Here is a 12,436-nt window from a genome sequence, read left to right as displayed (position 1 = left end):
CGGGGAGGCAGCAGATGAGGCGCACACGCGTGTGATCGTCTCAGACCTGTTCGCCCCAGGAGGGCCCGTGGTCGCGCAGATACGTGTACAGCGCTCCGGAGCCCTCCAGCATCGCCGTCGTACGCGTCGTCAGCTCCTGGGCGCGGTGGTCGAGCGCCGCACGCAGTTCGGCCGTACTGCCGGACTCCCGGAGTCCGCCCAGGACGGTGCGGATCTGGGGCAGCGGATAGCGGCTCTGGCGGAGCAGCGCGATGAGGCGGGCGTCGCGGATCTCGGCGGGGCCGTAGCGGCGGTAGCCGGTGACCGGTTCGCGGCGCGGGGTCAGCAGCCCGGCCGACTCCCACACCCGCAGCGCGGAGGGCCGCAGCCTCAGTTGGTGTGCCAGCTCCCCGATGCGCAGGGCTGAGCGGGACGGTGCCGCCTCCTCGGGGGCCCGCTCGGCCGTCGCCGTGAGCGCCTCGCTCGCCGCGTGCAGGGAGCGGCGCTGCTCGTGCAGGGTCGCATGGCTCTCGTTCACCAACGCCAGCGCGGCGGGCACCTCGCCGGCGTGCACGGCGTGCAGGATGCGCCGGGCGGGGTCGAAGCCGTAGCCCTTCGTCAGGGCACGGTAGGTGAGGAGGGCCGCGCGATGGCGGGACGTGAAGAGGCGGTAGCCGGAGGCGGTGCGTTCGGCGGGCGGCAGGATGCCCGCCTCCTCGTAGTTGCGTACCTGCTGCGTCGAGATTCCGGCGGCCCGCGCGAGGTCCACGGAGCGCAGGGTCCGCCGCTCCTCGCGGGTTCCGCGCTCCCCCATGCCCGGTCTCCTTCAGCTGTGCCGCGCTCGCCGTCTTCGGTTCGAAGGTTAGGCGAGGCCGGGGGGCGGCGGTGTCCTCCTGCGGCGAGAGCGGTGAGCGCCGTCATCCAAGAGGGGGATTTGCGGGGGCGCGTTGCGACGCCCCCGTTCCCTGGGCACCGAGGAAGGCGGACGATGCGGTCATCGGTCCCCATCCGGGACAGTGCCTGACAAAAGAGGTGTCCGCATGCTCCGTACCGCCGCGCTCCGTACCACCCGTATCCGTCGTGTCCTCCCGCTGTGTGCCGCCGGGGTGGCGGCTGTGGCGCTGTCGTTGGCCGCGCCGAGCGCACAGGCGGCGCCGTCCGGCCAGCCGACACCCGGGCAGCCGAGGCCCGGACAGGTGGCGCCCGGGCAGGTGGCGCCGCAGGTGTACGCGCCGCCCGCCGGCGCGCAGGCCGGGCCGGCAGCCGCAGCCGAGCGCCGCCACACCGGCCGGGAGATCCACCGCTTCCTCACCTGGTTCTACGGCGAGCACGGGCCCACCGACTCCCAGCGGGAGCACTTCGTCTCCGACTTCCTCAAGCAGAAGCAGGCGGACAACCCCGACCACGACGTGCTGCTGTGCGCCCAGAACACGCCGCAGAACATCGAGGTCGGACCGGTGACCGTCGCGCAGTCCGCCGGGGTCGGCTGGGCGACGGTGACCGCGTACTGGGCGGACGGCACCACCAGCACCTTCACCGGCTACGTCGCTCTAGACTCTCACCCGATCGAGTTGCACGACGTCGTGTGTGCTCAGTGACGGTTCAAACAGCGGAGTGACATGGGTGTGGGGGCGGACGTGGGACCGGACGACTGGCCCCGCACCGAGGCGGAGGCCGTCGCCGTGCAGGAGCGGCTGCGCGAGAGCGCCGACCTGGTCGGGCCGGGCCCCGACCCCGACCAGGTGCGCACCGTCGCCGGGGTCGATGTCGCCTACGCCGACGGCGGCGAGCTGGTGGCCGCCGCTGTGGTGCTGGACGCGGCCACGCTGACGGTGGTGGACGAGTCCGTGTACGTGGGACGTACCCGGTTCCCGTACGTCCCGGGGTTGTTGGCGTTCCGCGAACTGCCCTCCGTCGTCGCCGCGCTGCGGGGCCTGTCGCGGCATCCGCGGCCGGATGTCGTGGTGTGCGACGGCTACGGCGTCGCACATCCGCGCCGCGCCGGACTCGCCGTCCACCTGGGCGTGCTGACGGGTATCGCCTGCTTCGGGGTGGCCAAGACGCCGTTCCTCTTCGACTACGACGAGCCCGGCCAACAGCGGGGCGCGTGGGCACCGCTGACGATGGACGGCGAGCAGGTGGGGCGTGCGCTGCGCACCCAGGACGGGGTCAAGCCGGTGTTCGTCTCCGTCGGAAGCGGCATCGGCCTCGACAACGCCGGGGCCCTCACCTTGCGGCTGGCCCCCGCCTACCGCCAGCCCGAGACCACCCGCCGGGCGGACCACTTGGCGCGTCAGCGGCTGGCCGAACGGTCCGGCTGAGGCCGCTCGCGGGCAGCGTCCGCGCCATGGGCGGCATCCGCGCCATGGGCGGTGTCCGGGCCGTGGGCGGTGTCCGGGCCGTGGGTGACGCGGATCTTGGACTGACCGTGCGGCAGTTCCTCCCAGTCGGCCATGAAGCGCGCCGCCAAACCGTGCTTCTCGGCCAGCCCCACCAGTGTCTCGGTGCGGTAGTAGAAGTCCTCCCGCAACACCTGGTGCTCCTTGCCCTCGGTGCGGTCGAACGTGAAGTCGAACCAGCCGCCCGGCGCCAGCACCCGGCCGACATGGGCCAGACACTCTTCGATGACCGGAAGCGGGGAGTGCGAGAAGACACTGTGTGCGTGGACGACGTCGAAGTGCGCGTCGGGCAGGAAGCGGAGCGTCAGATCGCTGACCGGGGTCAGTGTGGGGAGCTTCTTCTGCAACTCCATGCGCACCATCGTGTCCTGCGCGGCGGCGAGGATGTCGGGCGATATGTCGATGCCGTAGTAGTGCCCCGGCTCCAGATGCCGGATGAACCGCCACCCCGCGCGCAGATTGCCGCAGCCGATCTCCAGCATCCGGTGCTCGGGCCGCAGACCATGGGCGAGCAGATAGTCGAACTGCATCGCTCCCAGCGCCAGCCACCGGTCATGGCTGGCGCTGCCGACCGCCGCCTTAGGGTCGGCACGGGTGTCGGAGCGCATCACCGCCCGGTAGTAGGAGATGTGGTCGGGCCAGCGGTGGCGCAGCCACGCGTCCCTGGCGGCACGGACCAGATGGCGGGGGACCCGCTCGGGGTGGCGCAGCGCGTACAGGACGCGGTGCCCCAGGGCAGCGCGGTTGACGGTGACGTTCTTGGCGGGCACGCGGATCTCCTTCTCGTCGTCCGGCCGGGGCGAGGGCCCTGCGGCCGGCAGGCACGTGCTGCCAGCTTCGGTGCACACGCCGCGGCGGGACGCGGCCGAACGGATACCGTCCGGGGAAGGTCCGGTGGATGCCGGTGTCATCCGATCGGTTGATGCGACCCGGCATCCGGCCTGCCCAGCATGGGTGGGCAGGCGACAGGGCACGCGGACGCGCCCCGAAGGGGCGCGGGAAGCTGCTGCCCCCGCAACGACAACGAGCCGGCGTCCTGCGACCGCCGGGCCGGGGCAGAAGGGCATGACCGATGGGTGAGCGGACGGATCCGGACGGACGGTGGCTGACGACGGTCATGCACGCCGCGTTCTTCCTGCTGCTGGGCTCCTCGCTCGCCCGCTTCCTCACCTACGACCGGGACGACAGCCACACCCCCTGGATCATCACGCTGTTCGCCCTCTTCGGTCTGCTCTACATACTGGGACGGGCACGGGCACCCGCGCCTCGCCCCGGCAGCCGGCCCACCGCCCGGCACCTGGTCTGGCTGGGCGCGGTGTCGGCGGTCTGGATCGTGCTGCTCGCCCTCGCGCCGAGCGCCACATGGTGCGCCATGCCGCTGCTGTTCGCCGGGCTGCACACGCTGCCCGCCCGGATCGCGGTGCCGGTGGTGGCCGTTCTCACCGCGCTGGTGGTCGCCTCCCAACTGCGGGTCTCGCAAGGCGCGCTCAATCCGAACATGGTGGTCGCGCCGCCGGCCATCGCCGCCGTCGCCACCGCCGTGCTGGTCCATCTGCAGCGCCAGGCGGCCCGGCAGCGGGTACTGATCGAGGACCTGATCCGCACCCGCCGGGATCTGACGGCCACGGAGCGGCGGGCCGGCACCCTGGCGGAGCGGCAACGGCTGGCCACCGAGATCCACGACACCCTCGCACAGAGCCTGTCCAGCCAGCAGATGCTCCTTCAGGCCGCCGAACGCGTCCGGGGGACGGACCCGGACGCAGCCGGCGGCTATGTACGGGAGGCGGCCGAGGTCACCTCCCGGAGCCTGGCCGAGGCCCGCCGGTTCGTCCACGATCTCGCCCCGGCGGACCTGGCCGACAGCTGTCTGGCCGACGCGTTGAGCGCCCTCGCCGACCGGGAGAGCGGTGCGGGCCTGGCAGTGGTCTTCCGGCTCGACGGCACCCCGGGCCCGTTGCCGGATCGGGTCGAGGCGCAGCTGCTGCGCATCGCACAGGGCGCGCTGGCCAATGTGCGCGAGCACGCGGCGGCGACCCGGGCCGTGGTGACCCTGACCTGCCAGGAGGACCGGATGTCGCTGGACATCGCGGACAACGGCCGCGGTTTCGCGCCGGCCGGCCCCTCGGCCGGCGCCCTGGGTGCGGACCGGGCGCGGGGGCACGGGCTCCCGGCCATGCGGGTGCGGGCGGCGCAGCTGGGCGGCGCGCTCACCGTGGAGTCCACGCCGGGCGAGGGCACCGTCGTATCGGCGTCCGTCCCCCTCGCCCAGCACGCTTTCAGGACACCGCTGGAGGCCACCTCGTGACCTCGCCGTCCTCGTCGCCGATCCGGCTGCTGCTGTGCGACGACCACGCCGTGGTCCGTGCCGGGCTGCGCGCGCTGCTGGCCAGCGCCGACGGTTTCGAGGTGGTGGGCGAGGCCGGCAGCGGCGAGGAGGCCCTGGCCCTGGCCGCCCGCCTCCGGCCCGACATCGTGCTGATGGATCTGCAGCTCGGCGACGGTATGGACGGGGTCACGGCCACCCGGCGGCTGGCGGCGGGCGGCGCGGAGCGCGACGGGGACTGCGGCCCGTCCGGCCCGCGCGTCCTGGTGCTCACCATGTTCGACACGGACGCCGACATCAGCCGTGCCATCGAGGCGGGAGCCGCCGGCTATCTGCTCAAGGCCGAGCGCCCCGAGGAGCTGTTCGCGGCGATCCGCAACGCCGCGTCGGGCCGCACCGCGCTCTCCGCCCCGGTCGCCGACCGGGTGCTGGCCCAACTGCGCAATCCGCGCCCCGCGCTGTCCGAACGGGAGCGTGACATCCTCCAGCAGCTGGCGCGCGGCCTGGGCAACCGGGAGATAGCCCGCGCTCTTTTCATCAGCGAGGCCACGGTCAAGACCCACCTGGGGCGCATCTACGGCAAGCTGGGGGTGGACACCCGGGCGGGAGCGGTGGCGGTCGCCAAGGAACAGCGCCTGCTGCCATGACGCCTACGGGGTGTCCCGCGACTCCTGCGTACCCGGCATGGTGGGCTGCACTTGCCCACCCTGCGCCCTGGGGGCACCTCCCGGCCGGAGGCTGGGGGAGCACCCGCAGCCCGCAGCGGACAGGCAGGGGCAGCCTCCCAAGCGGACGCAGCGCTCCGCCCAGAAGAGTGCAAGGTCACACAGATGAGCTGGTGCTACTCGCCGGTCACCTCGCCTAACCTGCGGCCATGACGGTCCCGCCTGAAGAAGGGCTCTCCCTCGCACAGGACTTTCCGGAGGCGACGTACGAGCAGTGGCAGCAGCTCGTTTCCGGGGTTCTGCGCAAGACGGGAGCGAAGGTCCCGGACGATTCCGTGCCCGAGTCCGCCCTCACCACGACGCTTGCCGACGGCATCGAAGTACGCCCCCTCTACACGAGGACGAACGGGAACGGCCGCCCGCGCGGTTTTCCCGGGTCCGCGCCGTTCGTCCGCGGGGCGCGGCCCGAGGGCAACGCCGCACGGGGCTGGGACGTGCGGCAGCGGCATGCGCGTACCGACGCCGCCGGGACCCGCGAGGCCGTACTCGGCGACCTGGAGAACGGCGTCACCTCGCTGTGGCTGACGGTGGGCGAGGGCGGGCTGCCCGTCGGGGAGCTGGGGCGTGCGCTGGAGGGCGTGTACCTCGATCTGGCGCCCGTCGTGCTGGACGCGGGCTCCGAGTTCGGACAGGCCGCGGCGGAACTGCTGCGGCTGCGAGGACAGCAGACCGACGGCGGCGCCGCCCCGGACAGTGTGCTGGGTGCCGACCCCCTGGGGTACGCGGCGCGTACGGGCGCCCACGAGGCGGCACCCGAACTGCGCCGCGAGGCCGCCGCGCTGGCGGCCCGGTGCCACGGTGAGCAGCCGGGGCTGCGCACCTATGTGGTGGACACCCTGCCGTACCACGAGGCCGGTGGCTCGCCCGCGCGGGAGCTGGGGTACGCGCTGGCGACCGGGGTCGCCTATCTGCGGGACATGGCCGAGGCAGGGCTGCCGGTGGAGGCGGCCTGCGGGCAGTTGGAGTTCCGGTACGCGGCAACGGCCGACCAGTTCGCCACCATCGCGGCGCTGCGCGCGGCGCGCACGCTGTGGTCGCGGGTGGTGCAGGCGTGCGGTGCCCCCGCGTACGCGGGGGCGCAGCGGCAGCACGCGGTGACCTCTCCGGTGATGATGACCCGCCGCGATCCGTGGGTGAACATGCTGCGCACGACGGTCGCCACGCTGGCGGCCGGTGTCGGCGGCGCGGACGCGGTGACGGTGCTGCCGTTCGACGACGCGCTGGGACTGCCGGACGCGTTCGCCCGGCGTATCGCCCGCAACACCTCCACCATCCTGCTGGAGGAGTCCCACCTGGCCGGGGTGATCGACCCGGCGGGCGGCTCCTGGTACGTGGAGTCCCTCACCGACGAGCTGGCGCGTACGGCCTGGGCGCACTTCCAGGAGATCGAGGGCGCGGGCGGGATGGCGGCGGCGCTGCTCGACGGGCTGGTGGCCGAACAGCTGCGCGTCGGCTGGGCGGAGCGCAGCAGGGCGCTGGCCCGCAGGAGCGAACCGATCACCGGGGTGAGCGAGTTCCCGCTGCTGGACGAGCGTCCCGTCGAGCGGGAGCCCGCGCCCGAGCGGCCGGGCGGTGGGCTGCCCCGAGTACGCAGGGACGACGCCTACGAGGCGCTGCGGGCCCGCTCGGACGCCCACCTGGCGGCGACCGGCGCCCGCCCGAAGCTGTTCCTGGCCGCGCTGGGCCCGGCCGCCGCGCACACCGCGCGGGTGTCGTTCGTCGCCAACCTCGCCCGCGCCGGCGGTATCGAGCCGGTACACGATCCGGTGACGGTGGACGCCGACAGCGCCGCGGAGGCCTTCTCCGGCAGCGGCGCCCGGATCGCCTGCCTGTGCTCCAGCGATGCGCTCTACGCCGAGCAGGCGGCCGGTGTCGCCGCCGCGCTCAAGGCGGCGGGCGCCGCGCGGGTGCTGCTGGCGGGGAAGCCGAAGGACGCCGAGCGGCGCGCGGAGTTCCTGGGCGCCGGGGTCGACGAGTTCGTCCACGCGGGCGGCGATGCCGTCGCTGCCCTCACCTCCCTTCTCGACCGCATGGGGGTCGCCGCATGAGCATCCCGGACTTCACAGCCGTCAGCTTCGACCCCGAGCGGTCCGGCGACGACGCCGGCGGCGGCACGGCCCAGCGGTGGAGCGAAGCGGTCAAGGAGCGCACCGGGCGCGCCGTGCCGGATCTGGACTGGCACACGCCCGAGGGCATCGCGGTCAAGCCGCTGTACACCGACGAGGATCTGCGTGGGCTCGACTTCCTCGACACCTACCCGGGCATCGCCCCCTATCTGCGCGGCCCGTACCCGACGATGTATGTCAACCAGCCGTGGACGGTCCGTCAGTACGCGGGCTTCTCCACCGCCGAGGAGTCCAACGCCTTCTACCGGCGCAACCTGGCGGCCGGGCAGAAGGGCCTGTCCGTCGCCTTCGATCTGCCCACCCACCGGGGGTACGACAGCGACCATCCGCGGGTGACGGGCGATGTCGGCATGGCGGGCGTGGCGATCGACTCGCTCTACGACATGCGGCAGCTCTTCGACGGCATTCCGCTGGACCGGATGACCGTCTCGATGACGATGAACGGCGCGGTGCTGCCGGTACTGGCGCTCTACATCGTCGCCGCCGAGGAGCAGGGCGTGCCGCCCGAGAAGCTGGCAGGGACCATTCAGAACGACATCCTCAAGGAGTTCATGGTCCGCAACACCTACATCTACCCGCCGCAGCCCTCGATGCGGATCATCTCCGACATCTTCGCGTACACCTCGCAGAAGATGCCGCGCTACAACTCCATCTCCATCTCGGGCTACCACATCCAGGAGGCCGGGGCGACGGCCGATCTGGAGCTGGCGTACACCCTGGCGGACGGGGTGGAGTATCTGCGCGCCGGGCTGGCGGCGGGGATGGACGTGGACGCCTTCGCACCGCGGCTGTCGTTCTTCTGGGCGATCGGCATGAACTTCTTCATGGAGGTCGCCAAGTTGCGCGCGGCGCGGCTGCTGTGGGCGAAGCTGGTCAAGCAGTTCGACCCGCGCAACCCCAAGTCGCTGTCGCTGCGCACCCACTCGCAGACCTCCGGCTGGTCGCTGACGGCGCAGGACGTGTTCAACAACGTCACCCGTACGTGTATCGAGGCGATGGCCGCCACCCAGGGCCACACCCAGTCGCTGCACACCAACGCGCTGGACGAGGCGCTGGCGCTGCCGACGGACTTCTCCGCGCGGATCGCCCGCAACACGCAGCTGCTGCTGCAGCAGGAGTCGGGCACCTGCCGGGTGATCGACCCGTGGGGCGGCAGCGCCTATGTGGAGCGGCTGACCCACGATCTGGCACACCGCGCGTGGCAGCACATCGAGGAGGTCGAGGCGGCGGGCGGGATGGCCAAGGCCATCGACGCGGGCATTCCCAAGCTGCGCGTCGAGGAGGCCGCCGCCCGCACCCAGGCCCGTATCGACTCCGGGCGGCAGCCGGTGATCGGCGTCAACAAGTACCGCGCGGCCAGCGATGAGCAGATCGATGTGCTCAAGGTCGACAACTCGGCGGTGCGCACCCAGCAGATCGAGAAGCTGCGGCGGCTGCGTGCCGAGCGCGACGAGGGTGCCTGCCGTGCCGCGCTGGACGCGCTCACCCGGGCGGCCGAGGCGGGCTCCGGGCCCGGCCTGGAGAACAATCTGCTGGCGCTGGCGGTGGACGCGGCGCGTGCCATGGCCACCGTCGGGGAGATCTCGGACGCCCTGGAGAAGGTGTACGGGCGGCACGCGGGGCAGATCCGTACGATCTCCGGTGTGTATCGCGAGGAGGCAGGAGTGTCGTCGTCGCTGGCGCGCACCAGGGAGCTGGTGGACGCCTTCGAGGAGGCCGAGGGCCGCAGGCCGCGGCTGCTGGTGGCCAAGATGGGGCAGGACGGGCACGACCGGGGGCAGAAGGTGATCGCCACCGCCTTCGCCGATCTGGGTTTCGACGTCGATGTCGGCCCGCTGTTCCAGACCCCGGCCGAAGTGGCGCGGCAGGCCGTGGAGGCGGACGCGCACATCGTGGGCGTCTCCTCGCTGGCGGCCGGGCACCTGACGCTCGTACCGGCGCTACGGGAGGAGCTGGCGGCCGCGGGCCGGGACGACATCATGATCGTCGTCGGCGGAGTGATCCCGCCCGCCGATGTGGAGCCGCTGCACGAGGCGGGGGCGACCGCTGTCTTCCCACCCGGGACGGTCATCCCGGACGCGGCCTACGATCTGGTGCGCAAGCTGGCCACCGAACTGGGCCACGACACTCTCGGCGGCAGCGAGCCCGGCCGGGACGATTCCGAAGGCCGTGAGGGCTGAGCGAGTGCCCCGGACGATCGACCTCGACAGCTACACCAAGGGCGTGCTGGAGGGCTCCCGCGCCCATATCGCCCGCGCCATCACGCTGGTCGAGTCCCGCAGGGCCGACCACCGGGAACTGGCCCAGCAGTTGCTGACGACGCTGCTGCCGCACGCGGGCGGTGCCCGGCGGGTGGGGATCAGCGGGGTGCCGGGGGTCGGCAAGTCGACGTTCATCGACGCGCTGGGCACCTTGCTGACCGAGCGCGGGCACCGGGTGGCCGTACTGGCGGTGGACCCGTCCTCCAGCCGTACGGGCGGCTCCATCCTGGGCGACAAGACCCGGATGGAACGGCTGGCGGTCAACCCCGACGCGTTCGTCCGCCCCTCCCCCACCGCCGGGACGCTCGGCGGCGTCGCCAAGGCCACCCGCGAGACGATGATCGTGATGGAGGCCGCCGGCTACGACGTCGTCCTGGTGGAGACGGTCGGTGTCGGCCAGTCCGAGGCGACCGTCGCGCAGATGGTCGACTCCTTCCTGCTGCTGACCCTGGCCCGCACCGGCGACCAGCTCCAAGGCATCAAGAAGGGCGTACTGGAGATCGCCGACGTGCTGGCCGTCAACAAGGCCGACGGCCCGCACGAGCGCGACGCCCGCTCGGCGGCCCGCGAACTGGCGGGCGCGCTGCGTCTGATGAGGTCTGCCGACGCCGCCTGGACGCCACCCGTGCTCACCTGCAGCGGCCGGGAGGGCACCGGGCTCGATCAGGTGTGGGAGCGGCTGGAGCGGCATCGCGCCGTGCTGGAGTCGCGGGGGGAACTGGCCGCCAAGCGCCGTGATCAGCAGGTCGAGTGGGTGTGGTCGATGGTCCGCGACGACCTGCTGAGCCGTCTCGAACAACACCCGGAGGTACGGCGGTTGGCGCCGCTGCTCGAAGAGCGGGTCCGTGACGGGGCCTTGACGGCGACGCTGGCGGCACAGCGCATCGTGGAGGCGTTCGGGCTCGGGTGACGGCCTGCCGCGCCCGTCGGCAGCGCAGCCTCCGGCGCGGTCGCGGCCGCTCCAGAGGCTGCATCCCGTTTGCCGTTCTTGGGGTGCATTTCCGGAAAAAGCACTCCTTTGAGGGGCAGCGTAGCGCAGAGGCACGGGGTGCTCCCTTCGTGGGCATGCCACAGCGTGAGTCACGGACTCCGCTCCCGAGGCGCCGCGTTCCTTCAGCTCCGCCGTGGACGCTCGGGGCCGGAGCGTCCGACGCGTTCCCACGAGCCCGGCGGGAGATGAGATGGGAAATGTCATCCCTTTGATCCATACGGCCACCGCCATCGCGGCGGTGGTCTTCCTCATCCTCAAGGCGAAGGTCAATCCCGCGCTCGCCCTCGTCCTGGGTGCGATCTACCTCGGCATCGTCTGCGACCTCGGCGCCGAACGCACCCTGGAACTGGTCAACCAGGGCTTCGGCGACCTGCTGGCGAAGGTGGGTCTGCTCATCGTCCTGGGCGTGCTGCTCGGTACGCTGCTGTCGGCGCTCGGCGCCCTTGAGAAGCTGATGGCGCTGCTGCTGCGCAGCCTGGGCCCCAGGTTCCTGCCCTACTCCTTCGCCGTACTGCTGGGCACCGGGCTCCAGTTCATCTTCACCGACGTGCTGCTGGTGATGACGGCCCCGCTGGCCCGCTCACTGGGTGTGCGCATCGGGCCGGGCGGTGCGGCGCGGATAGCGGTGGCCATGGCGGTGGGCCTGGAAGTCGGTGTGACACTGTCCGTGCCGGGTGTCGGCACCCTGGCACTGGCCGGCTTGCTGGGGGTCCCGCTGGGCGTGATGCTCCTCTACGGCTTCCCGCTGGCAATCGTGACCATCACGCTGACCCTGCTGCTGTTCAGCGCCCTGATCAAGCGCGGCTTCTGGAAGCCCGAGCACGACGAGAGCCCGGCGGCGCTGGAGGAGACCGCCCCGTCGGCCCAGGCACTGACGAACCCGGCACAGGCACGCGGTTCGCTGTGTCCGCCGCCGCTGGCGCTCTCCCTGTCTCCGCTGCTGCTCGCCATGGCGATGATCGCCACCGGCGCCTTCAGCGCGGTCGCCGAGTGGCGCTCCCCGCTCGTCGGCTTCCTCAGCGACCCGGTCGCCGGGCTGCTCGCGGGGGTGATCCTCGCCTGTCTGATCGCGCGCCGCCATCTGCCCAAGGGCACGGTCGGTGATGCCTTCGGCCAGGGGTACCGGCTGAGCGGCCAGTTCCTGGTGCTGCGGGGCGTGGGCGGGTCGCTCGCGGCGGTGATGGGGGCGGTGGGCCTGGGGGGCATCGTGGAGGGGACCGTCGCCTCCAGCACCTGGGCGCCGCTCCTGCTCGTCTGGCTGATCGCCGCAGCCCTGCATCTGGCCATCGGTTCGGTCATCACCTCCGCCATCACCGCGGCGGGCATCCTCGCCCCGGTGGCGCCGAGCCTCGATGTCCAGCCGGTCCTGGTGGCGCTCGCCGCGGGTGCGGGTTCCCTGTTCGCCATCCACGCCACCAGCAACACCTTCTGGATGCTGCAGGCGCTGCTGGGCCAGACGACGCGAGGGGCGCTCAAGACGGTCACGATGAGCGTCTCGGCCGCCTCCGTGATCGCCCTGGGGCTGATCCAGGCAGTGAGTCTGATGGCGTGAGCGGCGGGCGAGGGGCCAAAACCTCGAAAACGTGGCTGCGGTTTCCTCATCCGGCGAAATCCTTACCCGGAAGCCCTTGT

At 72.3% G+C, this 12,436-nt stretch carries 10 protein-coding genes; 8 read left to right on the top strand and 2 right to left on the bottom strand.

What is annotated here, in order from left to right:
* Positions 1-40 precede the first annotated feature (40 nt).
* Positions 41-793 (bottom strand): MerR family transcriptional regulator, encoded by a 753-nt coding sequence (locus tag KBY19_RS03775; protein WP_210965145.1) that lies wholly within the window; start codon positions 791-793, stop codon positions 41-43.
* 226 nt (positions 794-1,019) lie between these two features.
* Here KBY19_RS03775 and KBY19_RS03770 point away from each other — a divergent pair, with 226 nt between their 5' ends.
* Both KBY19_RS03770 and KBY19_RS03765 read left to right on the top strand, forming a co-directional pair.
* Positions 1,020-1,577: a hypothetical protein gene (locus tag KBY19_RS03770; protein WP_099885245.1), complete on the top strand. Its 558-nt coding sequence runs from the start codon at positions 1,020-1,022 to the stop codon at positions 1,575-1,577.
* 21 nt (positions 1,578-1,598) lie between these two features.
* Positions 1,599-2,300: an endonuclease V gene (locus tag KBY19_RS03765; RefSeq protein WP_210965144.1), complete on the top strand. Its 702-nt coding sequence runs from the start codon at positions 1,599-1,601 to the stop codon at positions 2,298-2,300.
* On the opposite strand, the gene KBY19_RS03760 is transcribed toward KBY19_RS03765, so the two are convergent.
* On the bottom strand, positions 2,273-3,148 hold the full coding sequence (locus KBY19_RS03760; protein ID WP_099886903.1) for a class I SAM-dependent methyltransferase: 876 nt from the start codon (positions 3,146-3,148) through the stop codon (positions 2,273-2,275). The genes KBY19_RS03765 and KBY19_RS03760 overlap by 28 nt on opposite strands.
* Positions 3,149-3,450: 302 nt before the next feature.
* On the opposite strand from KBY19_RS03760, the gene KBY19_RS03755 reads away from it, so the two are divergent.
* The 6 genes from KBY19_RS03755 (at position 3,451) to KBY19_RS03730 (ending at position 12,356) form a co-directional block, all read left to right on the top strand.
* Positions 3,451-4,683 (top strand): sensor histidine kinase, encoded by a 1,233-nt coding sequence (locus tag KBY19_RS03755; RefSeq protein ID WP_210965143.1) that lies wholly within the window; start codon positions 3,451-3,453, stop codon positions 4,681-4,683.
* Positions 4,680-5,348 (top strand): response regulator transcription factor, encoded by a 669-nt coding sequence (locus tag KBY19_RS03750; protein ID WP_307842262.1) that lies wholly within the window; start codon positions 4,680-4,682, stop codon positions 5,346-5,348. The genes KBY19_RS03755 and KBY19_RS03750 overlap by 4 nt, the downstream gene beginning before the upstream one ends.
* A gap of 227 nt (positions 5,349-5,575) precedes the next feature.
* Positions 5,576-7,474 (top strand): methylmalonyl-CoA mutase family protein, encoded by a 1,899-nt coding sequence (locus KBY19_RS03745; RefSeq protein ID WP_210965142.1) that lies wholly within the window; start codon positions 5,576-5,578, stop codon positions 7,472-7,474.
* Positions 7,471-9,732, top strand: a complete 2,262-nt coding sequence (gene scpA, locus KBY19_RS03740) for a methylmalonyl-CoA mutase (protein ID WP_210965141.1) — start codon at positions 7,471-7,473, stop codon at positions 9,730-9,732. The genes KBY19_RS03745 and scpA overlap by 4 nt, the downstream gene beginning before the upstream one ends.
* 4 nt (positions 9,733-9,736) lie before the next feature.
* A complete protein-coding gene (gene meaB / locus KBY19_RS03735; protein WP_099885240.1) occupies positions 9,737-10,723 on the top strand; it encodes a methylmalonyl Co-A mutase-associated GTPase MeaB in 987 nt (328 codons plus the stop codon).
* 271 nt (positions 10,724-10,994) lie between these two features.
* Positions 10,995-12,356, top strand: coding sequence for a GntP family permease (locus KBY19_RS03730; protein ID WP_099885239.1), 1,362 nt, complete (start codon positions 10,995-10,997; stop codon positions 12,354-12,356).
* The last annotated feature ends 80 nt before the right edge of the window (positions 12,357-12,436 follow it).

Source organism: Streptomyces sp. B15, assembly GCF_018070605.1.
Lineage (GTDB): Bacteria > Actinomycetota > Actinomycetes > Streptomycetales > Streptomycetaceae > Streptomyces > Streptomyces smyrnaeus.
The sequence above is the reverse complement of the archived record's forward strand: the minus strand, read 5'-3'. Positions and strand labels throughout refer to the sequence as shown.